The 22,470-nt window shown below is 38.3% G+C and carries 18 protein-coding genes and 1 rRNA gene; 2 read left to right on the forward strand and 17 right to left on the reverse strand.

The genetic code is table 11. The features are described 5' to 3' along the window. The first annotated feature begins 227 nt into the window (after window positions 1-227). The gene (locus tag CSV61_RS10870; protein WP_099639227.1) at window positions 228-1,181 is read left to right on the forward strand and encodes an alpha/beta hydrolase; all 954 of its coding nucleotides are present in this window, start codon (window positions 228-230) and stop codon (window positions 1,179-1,181) included. A gap of 95 nt (window positions 1,182-1,276) precedes the next feature. On the opposite strand, the gene CSV61_RS10875 is transcribed toward CSV61_RS10870, so the two are convergent. The 10 genes from CSV61_RS10875 to CSV61_RS10920 all read right to left on the reverse strand — a co-directional run bounded on the left by CSV61_RS10875 (window position 1,277) and on the right by CSV61_RS10920 (window position 13,238). Next, window positions 1,277-2,077 (reverse strand): IclR family transcriptional regulator, encoded by an 801-nt coding sequence (locus CSV61_RS10875; RefSeq protein ID WP_143561091.1) that lies wholly within the window; start codon window positions 2,075-2,077, stop codon window positions 1,277-1,279. A 309-nt stretch (window positions 2,078-2,386) separates the two neighbouring features. Next, the gene (locus CSV61_RS10880) at window positions 2,387-3,322 is read right to left on the reverse strand and encodes an amidohydrolase family protein (protein WP_099639228.1); all 936 of its coding nucleotides are present in this window, start codon (window positions 3,320-3,322) and stop codon (window positions 2,387-2,389) included. Between the two features lie 27 nt (window positions 3,323-3,349). Further along, window positions 3,350-4,783, reverse strand: coding sequence for an NAD-dependent succinate-semialdehyde dehydrogenase (locus tag CSV61_RS10885; RefSeq protein WP_099639229.1), 1,434 nt, complete (start codon window positions 4,781-4,783; stop codon window positions 3,350-3,352). Window positions 4,784-4,827: 44 nt separating this feature from the next. Further along, a complete protein-coding gene (locus CSV61_RS10890; protein ID WP_099639230.1) occupies window positions 4,828-5,649 on the reverse strand; it encodes a beta-keto acid cleavage family enzyme in 822 nt (273 codons plus the stop codon). 265 nt (window positions 5,650-5,914) lie between these two features. Beyond that, a complete protein-coding gene (locus tag CSV61_RS10895) occupies window positions 5,915-6,619 on the reverse strand; it encodes an alpha/beta fold hydrolase (RefSeq protein WP_099639231.1) in 705 nt (234 codons plus the stop codon). A gap of 88 nt (window positions 6,620-6,707) precedes the next feature. Further along, complete coding sequence (locus tag CSV61_RS10900) at window positions 6,708-8,204, reverse strand: carotenoid oxygenase family protein (protein ID WP_083034562.1); 1,497 nt, start codon at window positions 8,202-8,204, stop codon at window positions 6,708-6,710. 227 nt (window positions 8,205-8,431) lie between these two features. Beyond that, window positions 8,432-10,066, reverse strand: coding sequence for a chaperonin GroEL (gene groL, locus CSV61_RS10905; protein WP_099639232.1), 1,635 nt, complete (start codon window positions 10,064-10,066; stop codon window positions 8,432-8,434). A 146-nt stretch (window positions 10,067-10,212) separates the two neighbouring features. Continuing rightward, window positions 10,213-11,208: a Bug family tripartite tricarboxylate transporter substrate binding protein gene (locus tag CSV61_RS10910; protein ID WP_099639233.1), complete on the reverse strand. Its 996-nt coding sequence runs from the start codon at window positions 11,206-11,208 to the stop codon at window positions 10,213-10,215. Window positions 11,209-11,264: 56 nt separating this feature from the next. Then, entirely contained in the window at window positions 11,265-12,767 is a 1,503-nt protein-coding gene (locus CSV61_RS10915) for a tripartite tricarboxylate transporter permease (RefSeq protein ID WP_158233840.1), read from the reverse strand. 15 nt (window positions 12,768-12,782) lie between these two features. Next, complete coding sequence (locus CSV61_RS10920) at window positions 12,783-13,238, reverse strand: tripartite tricarboxylate transporter TctB family protein (protein WP_158233841.1); 456 nt, start codon at window positions 13,236-13,238, stop codon at window positions 12,783-12,785. Between the two features lie 429 nt (window positions 13,239-13,667). Between CSV61_RS10920 and CSV61_RS10925 the strand changes: the two genes are divergently transcribed. After that, window positions 13,668-15,806, forward strand: coding sequence for a type IA DNA topoisomerase (locus tag CSV61_RS10925; RefSeq protein WP_099639235.1), 2,139 nt, complete (start codon window positions 13,668-13,670; stop codon window positions 15,804-15,806). A 96-nt stretch (window positions 15,807-15,902) separates the two neighbouring features. On the opposite strand, the gene cls is transcribed toward CSV61_RS10925, so the two are convergent. From cls to rrf, 7 genes are all read right to left on the reverse strand, one after another. Then, window positions 15,903-17,357 (reverse strand): cardiolipin synthase, encoded by a 1,455-nt coding sequence (cls, locus tag CSV61_RS10930; RefSeq protein WP_099639251.1) that lies wholly within the window; start codon window positions 17,355-17,357, stop codon window positions 15,903-15,905. Between the two features lie 353 nt (window positions 17,358-17,710). Further along, entirely contained in the window at window positions 17,711-18,367 is a 657-nt protein-coding gene (locus CSV61_RS10935; RefSeq protein ID WP_099639236.1) for a hypothetical protein, read from the reverse strand. 155 nt (window positions 18,368-18,522) lie between these two features. Continuing rightward, complete coding sequence (locus CSV61_RS10940; RefSeq protein WP_083034550.1) at window positions 18,523-18,927, reverse strand: hypothetical protein; 405 nt, start codon at window positions 18,925-18,927, stop codon at window positions 18,523-18,525. 74 nt (window positions 18,928-19,001) lie between these two features. After that, window positions 19,002-20,381, reverse strand: a complete 1,380-nt coding sequence (locus tag CSV61_RS10945; protein ID WP_099639237.1) for a sensor histidine kinase — start codon at window positions 20,379-20,381, stop codon at window positions 19,002-19,004. Continuing rightward, window positions 20,378-21,049, reverse strand: a complete 672-nt coding sequence (locus CSV61_RS10950) for a response regulator transcription factor (protein WP_099639238.1) — start codon at window positions 21,047-21,049, stop codon at window positions 20,378-20,380. Before CSV61_RS10950 ends, CSV61_RS10945 begins: the two co-directional genes overlap by 4 nt. Beyond that, a complete protein-coding gene (locus tag CSV61_RS10955; RefSeq protein ID WP_083034547.1) occupies window positions 21,046-21,852 on the reverse strand; it encodes a YihY/virulence factor BrkB family protein in 807 nt (268 codons plus the stop codon). Before CSV61_RS10955 ends, CSV61_RS10950 begins: the two co-directional genes overlap by 4 nt. A gap of 487 nt (window positions 21,853-22,339) precedes the next feature. Further along, window positions 22,340-22,455: ribosomal RNA gene (rrf, locus tag CSV61_RS10960) — 5S ribosomal RNA — on the reverse strand. Between the last annotated feature and the right edge of the window lie 15 nt (window positions 22,456-22,470).

Raw genomic sequence — 22,470 nt, forward strand, 5'->3', positions numbered from 1 at the left:
TAGGAAAGGTTACAATAAGCATGATTTCTTAAATGCGTATTTTGTTTTTCTACACGATTACTTACACCATCTCTATAGTAAATTTAATACACTTCGAATAGTCTTATGGAGATATAATATTTTTGATTATTATGGTTTATATATGAAAACAGTTTACAGACACGGAAATATAGTGTATAAGTATAATTAACGATAACTTTATTTTATTAGGTATTGGGGGAATTAATTTGAGTCAGCACGTTCATTCATTTAATAAAAAATTTGTAGAGTTTAATGCGGAAGGAATTACATTAAGAGGCTGGTTTTACTCACCACAAAATATTGACGTAAGTCTTCCGGGTATTATAATGACGCACGGCTATGGATCATTAAAAGAAATGTACGTAGATCAGTTCGCTGAAAAGTTTGCAAGTAATGGATTTGCGGTTCTTTTATATGATCACCGGAACTTTGGGGATAGTGATGGATATCCGCGACAAGAAATTAACCCGTATGAACAAGTCCTTGATTACCAACACGCTATTACTTTTATGAGTTCATTAGAGGAAGTCGATAGTACCAGAATCGGTATATGGGGGTCTAGTTATAGTGGCGGACACGTATTAATGGTAGGAGCTATGGATAAACGAGTGCGTTGTATTGTCTCTCAGGTACCTACTATAAGTGGTTCTCAATCTTCTGCAAGAAGAGTCTTACCTAATGATGTACCAGCATTATTAAATAGTTTTTATGAGGATCGGAAAGCACGTATGCAAGGCGGAGAGCCGACATACCGTAAGATCGTCCCTGAATTTGAGGAAGATGAAGGTATATATACAGACAAAGATTCTGTTGATTGGTATTTATCAAGTGGTGCACTTTCACCTAATTGGAAAAATGAAGTGACAATTCGTTCGATCGAACTGTCGCGTTCATATAATCCTGGTAATTTTATTTCTTTGATTTCACCTACACCACTTTTGCTGCTAGTTGCAGGTGATGATACGATTACACCGACTGATTTAGCAGTTAACGCTTTTGAAGATGCAAAAGAGCCTAAAAGACTAAAGATAATTGACGGACATCATTTTACGCCTTACTTGGAAAAATTTGAGGTGTACAGTAATGAAGCGATTACGTGGTTTAAAGAACATTTGAGCACAATAGACGAAACGTCAAATACTAATGAACTAACCTATTAAATTTCCATCAAAATACACCCTCGAATCTAACTTAATGTTAAACTCGAGGGTGTATTTTACTGTTCTCATTTATACTATAACTTATAGATTCTATATTAAACTAGAGTATTGATCGCTTTTGTAATTTCTTCTGCAGATGACTTCATTGTTTCTTTAATATCATCTATCCCAATTTGATTAATTAATGAAGTGGGAATATATGTGCCCAATCCCAATATGATATTTCCTTTGCTATCAAATATTGGACATGCATATGCTGATATACCTAATGAATACTCTTCATGGCTTTCAGCTATACCTTCTTCGAGGATTTTTGATTTTTGCGCATTCAATTCTTGCTTTGTAATAACCGATTTCTCCGTGTACTTCTTTAAGTGCTCATTCAACATGACATCATTTAAAACGTTTTTAGCATCTTCTTCGTCTAAATATGAGTAAAAACATTTACCGAGTGCACCAGCCGTAATCGGGAATGAATCACCCGCTGAAACGGTTAGCCGTACTTTCAGATCAGGCTCTTCTTTTGCTACATACATAAGATGTGATTTACGAACTCTTTTTACTAAAACAAAAGTTGAGCCTGTTTTAGCTAATTCTTTCAAATATCCACTAGCTACTTCTATATAATCATTAACTTCTCGAGCGCGGTTACCTAATGCGATTAACGGTGTACCTAATGAATATTCTTTTGAATTACTGGAAAACACAACGTAACTCTTTTTTTCAAGTGTTCTCAAAATTCTTAAACATGTACTGACGTTGATACCAGTCGCTTCTGATATCTCAGTTAACTTTGCGTGCTGATAACCCTGTGTTGCCAATAATTCAAGTATCTTTATTGAAGAATCTAGCGCAGGTACTTGACTTGGCTTGCTCTCGCTTTCCAAAATTTTCAAGTTTGTATCCTCCAACTTTAATATTTTATTAGTAGTTAGTGTATCATATATCCTCACTATTCTGAACCACTATTCAATAACAATTTTTATCCATGACAGGTATAAGAAGGATTAACAAAATACTAATTATGTTGAATTATTTCTTATTTACACCAATATATAAACATGATTATAAGATAGACAGGCTGTATTGAATTAAATAAGAAGTAATTAAAATGAGGATTTAATAGTAATAACACATTAAATCCTCATTTTCGTCTAGCACTCTGTGGTTTTTATGACAACAAGAATATTCATTCACTTAGAATCTTACAAAAACAGTTTTTTCCATGCTGTTTGATCTGAGTGATTTGGCGGAAACTCACTAATTTCAAAAGGAAAGTCAGATCCCGGTAATACCCGATCTACACCCACGATAGATAGTAGATAATCATGTGCTTCCTTATTCCATAAAACTGAATCAAACCAAAATCGTTTTAGATAATCAATTGGTGGTGCTTTCAAAACCTGAGAAACGTCATCCCATTGTTCATACCCTCTGTTCAAACGTCCTATCTGGTAAGGCAAGAAGCCACCGCCATGCGCTAAAATAATTTTCACATTTCTAAATCTGTCTAAGTAACCACTTAGTAAAATATCCGTACTACAGACTGTCGTTTCCCAAAGTACACCACTTAGCGTAGACATCCTTCTTTTTTCAAGACGACGATCTTCACTGAGCAATGGATGAATAAAGAGAATAGCACCTAAACGATCCGCTTCTTCCCATACCGGCAAAAACGAGCTATCAGTTAATAGTAATTCCGATACTCCTGTACCGATGATTGCTCCCTTTAAACCCGCTTCCATTGCACATTTTAATTCTTTTGCAGCAAGTTCGGGATCATTAAGTGGAATAGTTGCCAATCCAGAATATACATCTTTATTTCGTTCTACTAAATGCATAATTTCTCTGTTATATAGAGATGATAGTTCTGCTGTGATTTCTGGTGGAAAGTCATATAAGAACAGTTGTGGCAATGGTGACACGAGTGTATGTTGAATACCAGCCTTTATTTGCTCAGAACGATGTAAATCTTCATTAATAAAGGCTTCTGATAAAGTAAATGCCCACTTATCATTAATAATCATCAAGTCAGGTTGATTTTCTCCCTTGCTAACCCAACGCGCATTCACTTTGTCTTGATTTAGCTCTACCCATTGAAGGACCTTTTCCGGAATAAAATGCGAATGAACATCAAACATTGATAAATCCAACCTTCCAATAAGTAATTACTGCTCTTCTGTATTAAACATGACAGATACGGCTTTGGTTGTTAAATAATCTTCTAATCCATACTTACCACTTTCGCGTCCTAGTCCACTTTCCTTTATCCCACCAAATGGCGCTTGCATGGAGAATGGTGCTGGATCATTCACTCCGACCATGCCATACTCTAGTTTCTCGGAAACACGGTGTGTACGTGACAAGTCATTTGTATAAAAATAAGATGCTAAGCCATATTCAATATCATTTGCTTTTTGAATAGCTTCTGCTTCTGAAGTAAATGAAATTAATGGAGCTACAGGCCCAAATGTTTCTATTTTAGTAATATCCATATCCTCAGTTACATTTCCTAAAACTGTGGGTGCATAAAAATATCCATTTGAATATTCATCTTCTTCGAGTCTTTTACCGCCAACAAGTACTTTTGCTCCTTTTTCCACTGCGTCAACTACTTGACTATGTACACTATGTACTGCCTTTTCATTAACAAGTGAGCCCATTTGATTTGCCTCATCTAATCCGTTGCCGACTTTCATATTACTGACAGCGGTTTTGAATTTCTCTGAGAACTCTTCATATACTCCCTCTTGAACATATACACGGTTTGTACATACACATTGTTGACCGCTAGAAGCAAACTTACTTCCCATGACACCTTGAACGGCTAAGTCAAGATCTGCATCGTCAAAAACTATGAAGGGTGCATGGCCACCTAATTCCATGGATACTTGTTTCACAGTATCAGCCGATTGACGGATTAGTTGTTTTCCGACATTAGTTGATCCTGTGAATGTTAATTTCCGCACATCTTTACTTTCCATAATTACTTTAGCAATTTCTTCCGACTTTCCAATCACTAAGTTAACGACACCTTTTGGTAATCCTGCCTCATCAAATATTTTAAATAACTCAAGTGATGATAGCGGTGCCTCGGAAGATGGTTTTAATACTACTGTACAACCAACTGCTAGCGCTGGACCCAGCTTTCTTGCACCCATAGATAAAGGGAAGTTCCAAGGAGTAATGGCTGCAACTACACCCACCGGTTGTTTAATAACATGAGCACGTTTATTTTTTGCAGATATAGGCATGACTTCGCCGTAGACACGACGAGCTTCTTCTGCATACCATTTGAAGAATGATATTGTACTGCCCACTTCATATCTCGCATTGTGAATGGATTTACCCATTTCTTTCGTAATTACTTGAGCAAGATGTTCTTTCTTTTCTTCCAACTTTGCAACAACGTTATGGATATGCTTGCTACGATCTTCTGACGTCAGTCCTGACCATAAAGGAAAAGCATCTGTGGCTGCGTCAATAGCCTGTTTAGTTTCTTCTTCACCTACTAAGTAAACAGTATCAACCACTTCACCTGTTGCAGGATTTTTTATTTCTAATTCAGACTCTGTTCTCAACCATTTTCCATTTATATACATTGTGTCACTCCTATTATGAATTCTTACTCTATTCGAATGTCTCTTTAGTTATTGCTTCCCAGTAACATTTCTCTTGCCTCTGCAGGTGTAGCAATTTCTCGTCCAAATTCATGAGCAATTTTTTTGATTTGTTCAACAAACTCAGCATTTGTCTTCGCTAATACGCCCGGTCTAATATAAGCATAATCTTCCATACCTACACGGACATGCCCTCCAAGGCTTATTGCTAGCGTATTCATAGCTAATTGATTTTTAAAAGCAACCACTCCCCAACTTGCACCTTCAGGTAGTGAATCTAAAAAGTAAAGTAAACTTTTAGGTGTTGCAGGCATTCCACCATCAGCGCCTAATACGATTGAGTAATGTAATGAACCCGTAATTAAACCTGCATCAATTAATTTTTGAGCATTAGGAATCATTCCAGGGTGAAATACTTCAATTTCTGGCTTCACATTATTTTCTTGCATCTTTTTAGCAAGCTTTTCTAAAAATTGAGGAGAGTTCATAAACACGAAATTCTTCAAGTTAAGTGAACCTGCATCTAATGAACCAAAATCAGGTGAGAGATCACAAAACTCTAAACGCTCTTCATCTGAAATTCCATGCTTACCTGCAGAAGTTAAACTAATAATAAGTTCATTACCACATTTTTCTTTCACACGTTCTACTAAGTCGCGATAGATTTCCTTGTCCATCGAGGGTTTACCTTCTTCATCACGGACATGCATGTGCGCAATTGCCGCGCCTGCTTCATAAGCTAGATGTACCTCATCTGCGATTTCTTTTGGTGTAAGGGGAAGATACGGTGTGTCTTCTCTTGTCGTGCCAGTTCCTGTAGGTGCAACGGTAATAATTAGTTTTTCCATTATAGACAACTCCTAAATAATTATATTCATTTACTTTCTTACTACGTACAAACAAGCGATGTAAAACTTTCTTGGTTAGAGTCATCATTTCCTACTATGATGATTTAGTATTTTAACAATGAATGACTCATCTCTTTTATATGGGTTGGATAGTTTGCAATAAGCAAATCATGGAATTAGTCTCCAATGAAATCATATAACTAATTAAATTACTGACATATTATTACGCGCTAATCCTCATATTTCTTTATAAAATATACACTGTCTATTTCTCTAACCAAGGTAACAGCAATTCTGCAAGGGCTTCTGGTTGTTCAAGTGGTGCTAAGTGTCCTGTTCCTTCAATTGTTTTAAACTCCGCGTTAGGAGCATCCTTCAACATGGCTTTTGTACTTTCTAACGGAACGACTACATCATCCTTACTTGCTATGAATAAGTATGGAATATCTGTATTAGCCAGCAAAGAACTTCGATCTGGTTTTTCCATTATTGCTTTTGCATGTGCAATATAGCGCTCCGGACCATAATCTTTTAGCATTTGTTCACGGATTTCTTGTAGTTTAGTATTATCTAAATTATCGGGGTGGAATGTACGATGGGCTGAAGCATTTACCATTTCTTCATATTCACCGGCTTCCACTCTTGCAATCGCTTTTTTTCTAAGCTCTTTTCCCGCTTCACTATCTGCTTGTGCATTGGTCCCCACTAACGAAAGTGCTGATACTCTTTCTGGAGCGTTGGCAAGAATGGATAAAGCCACAAAACCGCCAAATGAATGACCGATTAAGTGAAATCTTTCTGGTAAGTCTTGCAACAATTCTTTAGCTATTTCATCTATGTTAGGGATGGCAGGGACGTCTACCGGGAAAGCATTAATTGACTTTGGTAGTGCCTCCAATACCCCATCCCACGTTTGTTTTGTGTTATTTAAACCAGGAATTAAAACTAGATTTTCCGCATATTCAGGCATCTTCTTACCCCTTCTCTATTAAAACTAATTTCATCATGCTAATTTATAGTTGACCCCCACTTTTATAAAAAAGTGAGGGTTGCTGTTTTTATATAACTAATTCCCCTTTAATTCGCGCCTCTTCGACCCAAGCTCCATGTGCACCAGTTGGAATTCTGTGCGGTAAAATAATTCTCGCTACTGGTCCTTGTGTTAAATCGCTTGCATTAAGAATTAGACATTCAGATTGATTTTTCTTCAAATCTGTTACTAGTGTGATTAAGTAGCCATCGTCTTCTTCCACTGCATTTGTACGTCGTGCGATATGTGGTTCACTTCCTAAACGATCTTCACCATATTCATACTTTTGACTTGTACCCTCTTGTAAGTCATATTTTATAAGCCCAGTTAGATACCAAGGTTTATTTATATCTGAGTTCAACGTTGAATTATAACTATAACGATACTTTTTACCGACATAATCATTACTAACCACAGGGAATTCCGTTGCTTCCTCGTCTAGGAACTCTTCTTTCGTTTTCCCTGTCTTTAAATTGAATGTCCAACGATACATTCTGTATTCTGTGGCTGTCTTATTCATAGCTTGTTTAATTTTATCCGTTGCATTGTTGCCCTGTTTACCTACTTCAGGTTTTCCTGGATTAAATGTTACGCAACCTTCCATTATAACGTTATCGCCATCTTCGTAACAGTTCGATAAATGTAAAATGAAACAAGATTTTGCTTCAAACCATTTAATGTCTTCGTTTGTTCCATGACGTGGGATAATACCAAATCTAGCAGGCATATCATCGAAGAATGTTACTTTACGTTCTCCTTTTTCCAATAACTTCGGATCAAATATAAATGGTAAGTCATGAAGAATCGAATAATTTTTTGTGACTCCAAGATCATGCGGCCAACGTATACCTGGTAAATCGATTGGAACATAATGCTTCAATTCACTATCAGGTCCTACAACGCCATAATTCATATAGGGATATGTTTCGCTGAAGTTAAAGAACATTAATTCTCCAGTATCGTTATCTACTTTAAAGTGTGAACAAATACCTTGTGGTGCAACCGTGTTATTCCATGCATCTGGTTCAAGCATTTCTAACGTGACTGGATCCATACGATTGATTTCACTACACTGTGACATCGACGCTAATAATTTACCGCCATGCGCAATAACGTCTGTACCCGCATTATCTTTCATTGTCCCCATGCTTCCCCAACCTTGACGTGTAGTTAAATGGGGTTCTAAAATACCAGACCAAAGTGACTTCTGAGCAGCTTCCTCCGCTAAAAATCCAGTGGTACGAACGAAGCGGTTACGATAAGTAGCTTTTCCATCTTCAAAATGTACTGCGTGAATCATGCCATCTCCATCGAAGGGATGATAAATACCCATCGGCGCATGTACTTGGTTATGTCCGTTACGAACGTAAATCCCATTTAAGTCTTTCGGAATCTCTCCAATTACTTCTAAGCTTTCAGTTGTCGCAGTGTACTCTTTCCCAACGGATTCGAAGTGTTCAAGTAAAAATGGATTTGTTTCATCCTCGGCAATTGTTAACTTGACTTCATTTTCAACTTTAATCATGTTGATCTCCCTTTCTATATTGGAATTGATTATAATAAACCGTTTGCAAAATTCTTCTTCATTTAATGGTTACGCTTTCATAACAATTCCCTATACGGAAATAAATATCTTTTGTGTTAATTAAATTGTAAACTTATTCTATTGTTTAGTCAATACAAAAACCTAAATAGTCTGATAAGATAGCAAATTAGTTAATTTTCGATTAGTCTTTAAGAAATATATAGATTTTAATGATGATGATGAACCATATCACTCATGTCATCAGAGTACATATCCTCATCACCCGGCTTAATTACAATACTAGCCTCCGTTGTAATAAACATCGCTGCAACAGATGCAGCATTTTGAAGTGCAGTACGTGTCACCTTAGTAGGATCAACAATTCCTTGTTCCCACATATCTACCCATTCGCCACTAAGTGCATCAAATCCAACCCCATCACTTTCCGTTTTCAAACGTTCTACAAGTACTGACGAATTTAGATAACCTGCATTTAAAGCGATTTGGCGGACTGGTTCTTCTAGCGCTCGTAAAAAAAGCTTCACTCCGACGTGCTCATCTTCAGTTGTTGTGTCTAAGAGCTTAATTACTTTTTTGTAAATATTTAAATATGCGACGCCACCGCCAGGTACAATTCCTTCTTCTACGGCAGCGTGAGTAGAACTTAATGCATCACGAATACGAAGCATTTGATCCTGTAGTGCTGCGTCTGTATATGCCCCGACTTGAATAGTTGCAATGCCGTTAGCCAATTTGCCTAAACGTTCTCTTAAGAACTTTTGATCTTCAGGATTCATAGATGAGTTATTGTGTAGTTCATAAATAGAATTCACATGTGATTCAATGTCACTTTGTTTGCCGCCACTGCCAATAATTATTGTATTACTCTTTGAAACTACGACTTTCTCTGCATAGCCTAGATCCTCCATAGTCATTGATTGTATATCTAGCCCTAAATCTTTCGTAATAACCTGACCTCCAGTTAAGATAGCTAAATCTTCTAACATAGCTTTTTGTCTCTGGCCAAAGCCTGGAGCTTTAATTGTTGTAACGTCGAAAATTCCTTTAATTCTATTAAAGATAATACTTCCAATAGCTTCTTCTGAAATGTTTTCAGCAATAATTAAAAGCGGCCTGTTTTTTTCAATAGTAAATTCAATCACTGGTAATACGTCTTGTATCTTGTTAATACTGTAGTCAGTAATTAGGATATATGGATCTTTTAAAACTGCTTCCATTTTTCTCTCGTCAGTTACCATACGTGCAGAACTATAACCTTGATTTAACTGTGTTCCATCCGTCACTTTAAGATCAATAGTAAATCCTCTTGACTTTTCGAGAGTAATAACTCCGTCCTTACCCACATGTTCCATCGCTTTGGCAATAATATCGCCAATCTTACTGTCACCCGAAGATACCGTGGCAATCTGGGCTATCGAGTCCTTACCCCCCACTTCTTTTGATAGCTTTTGTAACTCTGTAGTCGCAACAGTCAATGCTTTTTCAATTCCCCTTCGGACATATACAGGATTGGCCCCTGCAATAATATTTTTCAATCCTTCTTTGATCATTGCCTCAGCCAATACAGTAGATGTCGTTGTTCCATCACCCGCGACGACATTCGTTTGTGACGCCACTTGGATCAGTAACTGTGCACCTATATTTTCAAAAGGATTTTCGAATTTCAGCTCCTTAGTAATGGTTGCTCCATCATTTACGATTAAAGGTGGGCCTACTTCTTGTTGTAGAACGACATTTCTACCTTTGGGGCCAAGTGTTACTTTTACTACATTCGCTACTTTTTCAACTCCTTGTAACATAAGTTTTCGTGCGTCTTCTTCGAACTTCATATATTTCGCCATGACTGGACTCCTCCTTATCTGATCCAAATTGAGTACAATAATGCGTTTCATTTAAGTTACAACGACATAAAATTTAAGTAGATGCCGGTAAGAATTAAATTCCTCCCAACATCTACTTAAATAGTTACAACTATATTTCGGTCTATTTATTCAATGACCCCGAGTTCCTTTAAGAGTTTACCAACTAACTCATGCGTTTCTGTAACATTTTTTTGCGAGTCTTCAGGATTTAAATAAAACTGTTTCGCATTTATATTTTCTGTGTATTCTTTGTATTCATCACTTTCGTGTGCTTTCTTAAAAGCATCATGTAATACTTCTAGCTCTGTTTCTGGAATTTCCTTCGGCGCAAACAACATACTGAAGGCCTGTACACCTTCTGGCAGATCTAAGTCTCCGAGCGATTTCGCATCTTCATATTCTGTATCTGGGCCAAATTCAAATATAGGTTTTAACGTTCCAGCCTCAATATGTTCTAATGCATCGCTTGGCATAACAACTGCGCCATCGATATTCTTACCTAATAACGCTGTAATCCCTTGTGAACCACCTTCATATGTGATGTTTTTAACATCAAGATTAAGTTCTTTTGCTACAGCAACCATGTTCAAGTTGGAAATACTACCTGGTCCAGTCGTTGCATAGGAGAATTTTCCGGGATTAGCTTCTACATATTCTTTCCATTCATCGAAGTTATCATATGGAGCATCAGTCCGTACCATCAGTAAAGGGATGGGTGCGAAATCTTTCATGATCGGTTGAAAACTATCATGAGTAAATGATGCATCTCCCATATGTGGTAGCACACTAACATGAGATACTGAACCATAAGCTATCGTATAACCGTCTGGCTTAGCATTCATTAATTGAGTCATAGCGATAATTCCGCCTCCGCCTTCAACGTTTTCAATATTAAAGGACTGACCATTCGGCAAGTTACTTTCAGCTAGTTGCGTTAGTTTACGCGCACTATTATCGGGAAACGATCCTGGAGCATAAGGAACTAGCACTGTTATTGATTTTTCCGGAAAACTTCCCTCTCCTGAGCCTGCATCTTTTGAATTGGATTCAGCTTTACCTGAGCACCCCGCGACTATTAACACCAATATTGCTGACAAAATAATTCCTGTGAGTTTTTTCAATGATGTATCCCCCTTATTATTTAGTAGTTTTGTTTTCTAATCTTTTAATGCTCTTTTTAATTACTGTCTAATTTATTTCGTTTTCGTCGTTCACCAAGCTTTCGAAACACCGGTGTCATTAACATTAAAATAATGATGATTAATAATATTAATGAAATAGGTCTTGTAAAGAAAATAGAGTAGCTACCTCCCGAAATTAATAAAGATCGCCTTAATCCAACTTCAATGACCGGACTCAATACAAAAGCCATAACAAATGCAGCAATTGAGAAGCGGGATAGAACAAAAAGAAGTGAAATAAGCCCTAGAATTAGCGATAACCATATATCAAAATATCTGCTAGTCGCTGAAAACCCACCAATTATAGCAATTACATAAACAATCGGCATAAGAAATGAATTTGGTACTACTAACACTCTTGCAAATAAAGGAGTAAGAAGTCTTCCAATTATGTATAATGCAAGTGTTGTTAGTAAGAAACCATATAGTATGCCATATGTTAATGTAGGATCTTTTGTAAAGATGCGTGGACCTGGTTGGATACCGTGGACGATAAATGCACTCATAACTACTGCTATTCCTACTGAACCTGGAATCCCTAGTGCAAATAAAGGGATAAGCGCTCCGCCAACTGACGCGTTATTTGCCGATTCAGGTGCAGCAATACCTTCCGGGTTTCCCTTTCCAAACGTTTCAGGACTTTTGGATAACTTTTTAGCGGCAATATATGAGAACCATGCAGCCGCTACAGTTCCTAATCCCGGTAATAAACCTGAAATTGTCCCGATTGTTGAACCTATTCCAGCTGGTTTAGCAATCGTCTTCATATCTTTCCCTGTTAACTTTGTCGAGAGATTACTCGCTTGAGATGCAAATTGAGTGTGTAAATCGTCCTTTACCACTCTCAAAATTTCAGGAATCGCAAATATTCCAATTAGCAAAGCGACAATTCCTAAACCTTCCATTAGTTCCAATTGCCCCATAATAAAACGAGGTTGACCGGTAAACATGTCCATACCGATTGTGCCTACCATTAATCCAAGAACAACCGAGATGAGACTTTTTGTCATTTCACCTTTCGTACTGATTGACGCTACTGCAATCAATCCCATCAAGCCTAACAAGAAAAATTCCGGATCTGATAGTCTTAACGCAAAATTTGCAAATGGTTCTGTAAAAAATATTAAACACAGCGCGCCTACAATTCCTCCGATTACACTTGCATTTAGTGAGATTCCCAAAGCTTTACCTGGAGATTCATTTCTTGCTAAAGGTATACCATCTTGAGCAGTTGCTACTGCTGCCGGAGTTCCCGGTATACCTAATGTAATTGCAGATATAGACCCACCATATTCAGCTGCTTGGAAAGCTGCTAGCAATAACAAAACGGCAGCTACTGGTTCCATTGTATAAGTAAATGGTAGTAAAAAAATTACTGCCATTGTTGCACCTAGCCCTGGTAATGCTCCAATAATTAATCCTACGATAGTTCCAACAAATATTGCTATTAAATTTGAAAGCGTTAACAAAGTTGTGAAATCAAAGTCTAAAAAACTCAAAATATCCCCCCCTCCCTAAAATGTTACGTCTAAAAGTAAACCGAAAAACACATATATCATGACAAGAACAGAAGATGTAGTAATAGTATTTATAATCAACATTCTCTTTGACTTTCTATCTGCTTGATATATATATATCAGACCGAATAAAAATACAAATGTTATAATATAGAAGTAACCGACAAACACCCATAAAGAAATGTATATAGGTGTAAGAATTAAAGTGGCTACAACCATTTTCCAGTTTCCTAAATCTATCTTCTCACTTTCTTTTTCTAAAAGTGTTTGTATTATGCTTAAGACTGTTAAAGCAACAAGAATTATTGCCAATAGTCTTGGAAAGTAATCTGCTCCTATTTCATTAGAGCTTGAACCTGTCAATCTTCTAAGACTATTAGTTGAAAGATAATATATGACACCTATCGAACCAGTTGCTACTAACAAAATTAAGGACAACGCTTTTGAATTCAATGTATTCACCTCATCTTTTTCATTTGCGGAATTCACTTACTAATACGAAAATTGTAACTGACGATTGCATCCATGTCAATATTTTATTTTTCAAATTTTACAACTATAATTCATTTTTATTTTAATATAACTCTTCTAATTACCGGTATTCTAATACTTCCATAGAAACTACCGGATATTCAACGCTGACATTTTTTATTACTCCCAACAGTTTCCTCAAACTTATTTCTATTCTTAATTAAATCATTAATTAACAATACATTACACATAAGTTTTCTATTGAAAACAGCATTCTCTTCAGCACTTTCAAGGTGAACACTAAACCTTTACAGTTTAAGAATTCCAATTAAATCTGAGTGTCTTTGTTCACTTCTTATGCGATAATATAAGAACTAACATTTCCATCTGATCATTGAAAGAGGTGTTATTATGAAACCAGTCATCCTAGCAGAAAAACCATCCCAGGCCAAAGCCTACGCGGATGCATTCACTACTCGCAAACATGACGGCTATACAGAAATACAACCATGCCAAACATTTCCACAAGGTGCCTTCATTACGTGGGGCGTCGGTCATCTAGTAGAGTTAAAAGAACCACATACATACAACCCTGCATGGAAGCGCTGGTCGCTTGGCAACCTGCCTATTTTGCCGGAGCGATACGAGTTTCAAGTTGCCCCGGGAAAGTATAAGCAATTTCAGGTCGTTAAGAAGCTCATTCGTGCAACAGATCATGTCATTAATGCATGTGACGTGGATCGTGAAGGATCCAATATCTTTTACTCCATCTACTACATGACCGGGGCTCGCAATCAGAAGATTGAGCGACTATGGATTAACTCGCTAGAATCGGATGAAGTACGTAAAGGCTTTGAGAATCTACGGGATAATCGACAAGATCTACAACTCTATGAAGAAGCAAAAGCACGGCAAATCAGCGACTGGCTCGTAGGCATGAATGGTTCTAGGCTCTATACATTGCTGTTGAAAGCCAAAGGAGTTCAGGAAGTGTTCCCTATCGGTCGTGTTCAATCACCCACCGTTTATTTAATCTATCAACGCCAGCGTGAGATTGAGACATTCGTGTCAGAACCATTTTTTGAAGCTGAAGCTATATTTACTGCAGAAGAAGGAATATATAAAGGAAAAGCTAAATTAAAAGAACCGAAGCGTGAATTAATTGCAGAAGCCTTAAACAGTCGTAATATCACCAAGCGGACTCCTGGCGTCATTACCGAGTTAACGAACACAGATAAACGAACACCACCGCCACAATTGCACTCCCTTTCTACCTTACAGGCGACTGCCAATAGACGGTGGAAAGCGAGTCCTGCGACTGTATTAAAAACGATGCAAACTCTATATGAAAAAAAGCTCGTCTCGTATCCAAGAACAGATACAAGGCATATTACACCGAGCGAATTCACATATTTGGAAGCGGCAATAGAAGACTATCAGAAGTTGATTGACCAGCCATTTGAGGTGGCATCACGTACACCGAAAAAACGCTATGTAGACAGCTCAAAAGTTCAAGAGCACTACGCAATCATTCCAACGAAAAAACTACCTACAACCGCAGCACTGACAAAGTTGTCACCTCTCGAACGTAATCTGTATGAAGAAGTCATTCGAACGACGCTAGCTATGTTCCACCGTGATTATTTGTATACCGAAACAAAGGTCACTACTGACGTCAACGGATTGCCGTTCTTTACGACAGGTAAGACTGAACGTGATAAAGGTTGGAAAGAGCTTTTCGTTGCACCAAAGAGAACAAAGGATTCCGAAGAACCCGCCTTACCTCCACTTGAGCCCGAAGAGGCCGTACAAAGTGAAATCAGCATAAAAGAAGGTGCAACTCAGCCACCCAAACCTTACACTGAAGGCCAGCTGATTGCGATGATGAAAACATGTGGGAAATTGGTGGAAGATCAAAGTGAGACGAATATCTTAAAAGAAATAGAAGGTCTTGGAACCGAAGCTACACGAAGTGGGATTATCGAGACGATTAAAAAGCACGGCTATATTTCTGTATCCAAAAACATTGTTTCTATTACCGATAAAGGACGTGTACTATGCCAGACCATTGAAGGTAGCCTTCTTGCCAGTCCTTCTATGACAGCGAAGTGGGAAACGTATTTAAAGAAAATAGGAAATGGTGAAGGTACAGGCCAGCACTTTTTAGGTAGCGTATCGAAGTTTATCCAAAAACTGATTGAAGATGTACCTGTTCAGCTCGAAAAACAGACGATCGATATCGTGCTACCTCCACGTCCCTCATCGGGCAAAGGTTCCTATACACGAACTGAAGTAGCCCCCTGTCCACGATGCGGTAAAGGAAACATTATTGAACATCCAAAATTCTATGGCTGTAGTAACTATAAAAATGGTTGTAAGCAAACGTTCCCAGGGCTCTTCTTGAAAAAGAAACTAACGGTGCCCCAAGTAAAATTACTCTGTACTAAAGGGCAAACGAATGTCATTAAAGGCTTCACTTCAGCCGATGGGAAAAAGTTTGATGCTTCTTTGGAGCTAAAAGACGGTAAACTAAACTTAGTCTTTATGTAAATGAATTACTGATACAAAAAGAAGCAGCACAAGGCTGCTTCTTTTTTTATATAATCTTGTTATTATGTAAACTAGTATAGTATATTCTTTACCCCTTTACAGTACTGGTGACAATAACCGAGAAATTGATTGCTTAAACTTAATCAGTAATGATTGCTCTTCATAACGTTCTTTCGTTAGCTCAGAACTAAGTTTCGTGTCTTGACTAAATAAGTCTGTCAGTTGTTTTGCTACCTTCTCATCATAGACAATCGCAGTCACTTCAAAATTTAATCGGAAGCTCCGTGAATCGATATTCATAGTCCCTACTACCGACACTTCCTCATCCACTACAATCGTCTTCGCGTGCAAAAAGCCGTTCTCATATAACAATATTTTCGCACCGTAATCCAGCAAATCACCGACATACGACCAAGTCGCCCAGTAGACAAAAGGATGATCTGGCTTACATGGAATCATAATCTGCACATCAATCCCTGATAACAATGCAATCTTGCAGGCATCCATAAAACTTGTATCAGGAATAAAGTACGGTGTCTGTATATAGACAGTTTTTTTAGCAGATAGTAATAATTTGATGTACATATTCTTTAAGTGTTCCGTCTCGGAATTCGGCCCACTTGAAACGATCTGCACTGGGCTTGTGCCGTTCTGTTTTTCAGTCTGGAACAAGTATTCTCTCAAATCTCCCAGCTCTTTTTTACTCGCTTGATGCCAATCTAGAATGAATTTCCCTTGAATATGATTGACCGCACCACCCCTAATTCTGAGGTGGGTATCGCGCCAATAGCCAAACTTCTTATCAAGCCCTAGATACTCGTCTCCGACATTGAAACCGCCAATATACGCAATTTCACCATCGATGATACACAGCTTTCGGTGATTTCGATTATTTACACGGAAATTTATTAGTCGGAACATGGATGGAAAAAATACTTCCACTCCTCCACCCACTGCACGTAATTCATTATAGAACCTGGGCGGTGTTTTCTTCGAGCCTACCTCATCATACAAGAGCCGTACTTTTACTCCCTCTTTCGCTTTTTGAATCAACAGATCACGCAATCTAATGCCGAGGGAATCGGACTGAATAATGTAATACTGAATATTGATCTCTTTCGTTGCAGAGCTAATATCTTCAAACAATGTAGCAAACTTTTTATGTCCGTCATCAAAGATTTCAATATGATTATCCTTGGAGAGCAGTGCATGAGAAGATTTCAGATTCATGTGGATTAATTCGGTATGTTCTTTTAATAACGGATTGCTTTCTAGTCTGGCCAAGTTTTCTGGTCGCAGTTGTTTGTCCACTTCCGTTTTTTCAGCTTTTCTTTCTGCAACGGAAAGGTTATAGAAATTTTTTTGTTTTAAACTTCGTCCAAAGAACAGGTAAATAAAGAAGCCGAAAATAGGAAGGAATACTAGGACCATAATCCATGCCCACGTATTTCCTACATCCCTTCTTTCGATAAATAAAACCCATGCTAATAGTAGAATATTAAGGATTGTGACGATAGATAAGAGCAGTGCAAGGATATTACCGAATTTCATACCAAGCAACATCTCTTGAAGTTCTATCATTTTCCCCGCTCCATTTCATTAGAAAGTAGTCTCTAATATAGCATATAGCACGAATTTTCGCTGTTATATCTATGAATTTCATTCAGGCGACAACTCAGCGTATAACGCAATAATACTTTATAAAATGGAGACCGGTAAAAGTAAGATTTATTCGTCCTTTTCACACATAACGCTAAGGGTAGAGAGATACAGTATTTGAATAACGTACATATTTCCCGAGAAATAATATAGCAATACCTAACCATCTTCATTCGAAATAGAGATGGACAGATACCAAAAATCCATCTCAAATTACTCCTATAACCGATGTAACTACTAATCTTCTATGCAGAATCCTCTGTACTATTGAAAAATTCTTCTTTCAATCGCTTTCCATACGCTTGTCCACTTTCACCGCGCTGCCTCGGAAACTCTTGCATTACAATTGGCAGTACTCTTTCCCACAGAACATTCATCACATAAATATCTCGATCAAATTGATAGTCCAATTCATTTAGCGTTAATTGTAGCGATTTCGCATATTTTCGTTTTTCTGCATCCCAAATCGTCGAGACGTTCTCTTTAATATATGCATCTATTTCATCTTCCGTTACCGTAATCCCATAAGCTTCCTCTGCAATGTCTAAAGCATCCTGATAATGATCGGTTTGCTTCTCCGCTATTCCTCTAAGGAATGGGGATGAGTGCTCTTCCTCTGTCAAATTATTTTTCACACGCAAACGAAATTCTGTCTTATTTATGGAAAATGATTGATCTAGCTGATTACTATGTATTCCCGTTTGGATAGATTTCAGCTCTTCTTTAATTTCAGGCATATCTTTCAGCACTTTTTCCACGGATTGATTCATCTGGGCGTAATCTATTCCTATCGTTTCAATCTTTTGTTGTTCCGAACTCGCCGTTTGTTTAATCAACAACGTCCCAGCAATCAAGACAGTAAAACAAATCATAATGAGGTGAAACCGATTGCGAGCAGTCATAGTCATTCGCTCCTTCATCTGTTAGGTTGCTCTAGTATGCCATATGGGTTGTGAAATATTTGTTGAAACTACTGATTATCAGTAAAAACTTTCCTCTATAATTCGACAATAAAAAGCCCAAGAACCTGGTATGATCCGGATTCTTGGACAACTATTTATTGACGTGCAGTAGGTGTTTTTTCAATCATAAATGTTACGACTACGAATAAAGCAAAACTTACTAATAGCACCGTACCACCTACGATATAAAATATAAGTGCGAATACTTCGTTGACATTGAAGGGTTGCATGAACTGTAACCACATACCCGCCGTTAAACCTATCGCACCGATAATCCCTGTCCAGCCTTGCAATGTTAATAGCTTTCTAGCACGAACTCGATAAATCTTGTAGAACACACCCCATGAAAATACTGACAACCAACCTACTAGTAAGATATGCGCATGAATTGGACGGAACGCATAGGAACCTGCACCGGCCATGTGGGAACCAAGTACTGTCCCAATTAGACCAAAAATTGCCGCAACGCGAATCAATCGTAAACTCCATTTTTCTTGCATATGATATTTCCTCCTGTCGACTTTCTATTACATTAATCATAACACCCCAAGATGAACGGAAGATGAACTGCCTGTTACAATTTAGGTAAATACACGGTGAATGTCGTACCCCTACCTAACTCACTGATTACATCTATACGACCATCATGAAGCCGTACAACTTGCTCAACAATAGATAATCCAAGACCTGTCCCTTCTACTTCACGTGTTCTTGAGTGATCTGCACGATAAAAACGGTCAAATATTCGATTCTTAGTATCAGGTGAAAGACCGATTCCTGTATCTTCAATTGAGAAACAGATTTCATTTTCGTACTCGGTCAACCGAATATCTATCGTTTCTCCATCTGGTGAATACTTTAATGCATTTGATAATAAATTCTCCCATACTTTCTCCAGAAAAGCAGGATCCCCTTCATACGTGACGTCATCAATTTCGAGCATAACGGACATCTCCTTTTCTTGCAATAACCATTGAAATTTCCGTACTGTTTCCTTTACTTGCTGGTCAATACGGAATATTTTCTTCTGCAATGGAGAGATTAATTGATCGAGTGACGTCAGCAATAACAATTGCTGCGTCAATGTCGAAAGTCGTTCTGTTTCCGATTGAATGATTCCTGCATAACGTATCCGTTCATTAGCGGGTAGCTCTTCATCTGATAATAAGTCTGCATAACCTTTAATATTCAATAAAGGTGACTGGAAATCATGCGACACATCACTGACAAATGCCTTTCGAATCTGGTCGTTCTCACTCAACCGATCAACCATCTGTTGAAAGCTCTTTGCAAGTTGCCCAATCTCATCACGTCGATCAATCGACAACTCACTCGTAAACTGCTCTTCGCCTACCTTCTTTGTCGCTCTTGTCAACACAACAATCGGTGCAATCAGTTTGTGCGCAACGACGAGCATCGCAAAAATACTGATAATCGCCATGACAATTACCATGCCACCAAGCAAATAATGAATTTCCGTGAATAGCATTTTAATATCTGGTCGCAAAAACAGCGCATATGTCTGACCACCATACATAAACGGTACGCCTACAGTATTAGCTGACTCATTAGAGAAATAACCCGTCACGAACGTCTCTGCCTTTAGATCTCGCATACCGTGATAAACCTTCCCACTATAGACCTTCTGAACTGCTTCGTCCTCGAGGTTATCTTCGCGAAATGCTTCCCCATAAATAGCTGAAGCCCCTGAAGGTGATTTGACGAGTAACTTATACCCCGTACTAGCAAGCATGTCGAAATATGCAGGCAAATCCATCCCCTTATTCGCTTCAATGAACAACGCTATTTGCTCAGCAACTTGAACATTCTTTGCATCGTTCTCTTCTTTCAAGTATCGATGATAATATGTATTGACGGAAAGAAACGCTACTATCGCACTCGCTAGCATAATTCCAACTGTTAAGACGAGAAACTTTCCGTACAGCGACTTCATTCCAAAACCTCAAGCTTGTAACCAACACCACGTATCGTTACAATTTTCACTTGATTCGTAAGCTTTCCAAGTTTGTCGCGTAAACGTTTGATATGTACACTCAACGTCTGTTCATCCCCTTCATAATCAAAACCCCATACACGCTCCACTAACACTTCTCGCGTAAACACTTGATTATGACGAGAAGCTAACACTGACAACAATTCAAACTCCTTTAATGGCAGCAGTAATGACTTCTTACCAAACAATACTTCATAACTCTGTCTATTAATCACTATCGGACCGACTTGAATCATCCGGTCCACCGCTTTATCATAACGCCGCAAAATTGCATGTATCCGGAACAATAACTCTTTCGGTTCAAACGGCTTCACCAAATAATCATCCGATCCAGCCAAAAAACCGCGCTCCTTATCTTCCATCTCACCTTTAGCCGTCAACAACAACACCGGAATTTCCGTATCTTCCCGAAGCTTTTTCGTCAGCATATAACCGTCCATGCCTGGCATCATCACATCCACGACCGCTAAGTCTGGCCATTCTTTTTCGACTACCTCAAGCGCCTCTAATCCATTCATCGCTTTCACAACGGTATACCCCGCCTGTCGCAAATGAATACTAACCAACTCTAAAATATGTATATCATCATCCACTACTAAGATTTTCATTTAGACCGCCTCCTCTTTTTCCACTCTGCATTCAATAACCCCGAAAGAATAATAATCACTGCCGTTAGATAAAACCATAACACAAGCATGATAATCCCTGCCAATTGTCCATATAGCCTAGAATAATCCACCCGTGATACATACTCTCCGAATAGTAATGAAACGAACTGCCAACCAAATGCTGAAAGCAAGGCACCCGGTAACGCTTCTTTCCACTTCATCTTTCCTGTTGGCATAAGTTGATAAAATAACAGAAAGAACAAAAATAGAAAGAACGTGCCAAGACCCCACTTTATATTAGGCCATATATACAACCAGCCTTCCCATGCATCTAGCACATCATAATATGCAATGACAGTATGTATAAGCTTTTCAATCAACGGTAAAAATAATGACATCGGAACGATCAGCATGAAAAGAATGGTTACACCAAGATTACGGATTATACTAATCCATAGAGCTTGCTGGTGAAGCTTTCGATTTGCCATGTCCAATGACCGTGCAAATGATTGTACCGCAACGGATGTCGTCCACAATGCAGCTAGCACACTGAGCGCAAGCAACTTGCCGTGACTTTTATAGAGTACGGACTGAACACTTTGCTCAATTAGCTGAAAAGATTCATCCGGCACGAATGGCCGCAGTAACGCTAAAATACTAGCCTCTTCCAAAGGAAGAAATTGCACAATCGACAATACTACTAGTAAAAAAGGCAATATGGAAAGTAACAAGTAATAAGCATTCTGCGCTGCTTGGTCAAAAAAGCGTTCTTTAAAGAAGCGTTTAATTATCATCATGATCATAGAATCCCCTCCTCTGCTATCGTACGTGTCATACTACCAATATACCCCAACAAACTATAGACTATTAGGGTAAATAAACTTTTATATAAAAGTTTAGTGTTCTTTTTAGGTAGAGTAGTGGGCCGTAGTACGGGTTGTTATGACTTTTTGAGCGGATACGTAGGGGCATAGAGCGATTGCCATGACTTATTGAGCGGCTACTGTGACACTTTGAGCGGATATACGAGGGGATTGAACGGTTACTGTAATTCATTGAGCGGTTAAGCCGTGCGATTGAGCGCTTGCCGTGATTCATTGAGCGATTTTGTGGAATGACGAAGAGCACTCCCCCTGAAATATTGAGCGGTTAAGTAGCACAATAGAGCGAATAACCCAACTCTATGAGCGAGTAAAGTATGAACACATCATGTTCCAATCAATTCCTTCTATTATTAAATGCAAATACAAAACACAAAAAAGCCACTCCCCATAGGGAATGGCTTCGCGTGCCTAGCAACGTCCTACTCTCACAGGGGGAAACCCCCAACTACCATCGGCGCTGAAGAGCTTAACTTCCGTGTTCGGTATGGGAACGGGTGTGACCTCTTCGCCATCGTTACTAGACTCTTTGAGTAAAGC

The sequence above is a fragment of the Sporosarcina sp. P3 genome (genome assembly GCF_002743415.1).
Taxonomy (GTDB): domain Bacteria; phylum Bacillota; class Bacilli; order Bacillales_A; family Planococcaceae; genus Sporosarcina; species Sporosarcina ureae_A.

Bases quoted from the DNA above. Each gene is read 5' to 3' on its own strand.
- cls (WP_099639251.1), bottom strand. From the start codon at position 17,357: ATGAAATTCGGTAATATCCTTGCACTGCTCTTATCTATCGTCACAATC.
- CSV61_RS10955 (WP_083034547.1), bottom strand. From the start codon at position 21,852: ATGATCATGATGATAATTAAACGCTTCTTTAAAGAACGCTTTTTTGAC.
- CSV61_RS10880 (WP_099639228.1), bottom strand. From the start codon at position 3,322: ATGTTTGATGTTCATTCGCATTTTATTCCGGAAAAGGTCCTTCAATGG.
- CSV61_RS10945 (WP_099639237.1), bottom strand. From the start codon at position 20,381: ATGAAGTCGCTGTACGGAAAGTTTCTCGTCTTAACAGTTGGAATTATG.
- groL (WP_099639232.1), bottom strand. From the start codon at position 10,066: ATGGCGAAATATATGAAGTTCGAAGAAGACGCACGAAAACTTATGTTA.
- CSV61_RS10925 (WP_099639235.1), top strand. From the start codon at position 13,668: ATGAAACCAGTCATCCTAGCAGAAAAACCATCCCAGGCCAAAGCCTAC.
- CSV61_RS10900 (WP_083034562.1), bottom strand. From the start codon at position 8,204: ATGATTAAAGTTGAAAATGAAGTCAAGTTAACAATTGCCGAGGATGAA.
- CSV61_RS10935 (WP_099639236.1), bottom strand. From the start codon at position 18,367: ATGACTGCTCGCAATCGGTTTCACCTCATTATGATTTGTTTTACTGTC.
- CSV61_RS10890 (WP_099639230.1), bottom strand. From the start codon at position 5,649: ATGGAAAAACTAATTATTACCGTTGCACCTACAGGAACTGGCACGACA.
- CSV61_RS10885 (WP_099639229.1), bottom strand. From the start codon at position 4,783: ATGTATATAAATGGAAAATGGTTGAGAACAGAGTCTGAATTAGAAATA.
- CSV61_RS10895 (WP_099639231.1), bottom strand. From the start codon at position 6,619: ATGCCTGAATATGCGGAAAATCTAGTTTTAATTCCTGGTTTAAATAAC.
- CSV61_RS10940 (WP_083034550.1), bottom strand. From the start codon at position 18,927: ATGCAAGAAAAATGGAGTTTACGATTGATTCGCGTTGCGGCAATTTTT.
- CSV61_RS10950 (WP_099639238.1), bottom strand. From the start codon at position 21,049: ATGAAAATCTTAGTAGTGGATGATGATATACATATTTTAGAGTTGGTT.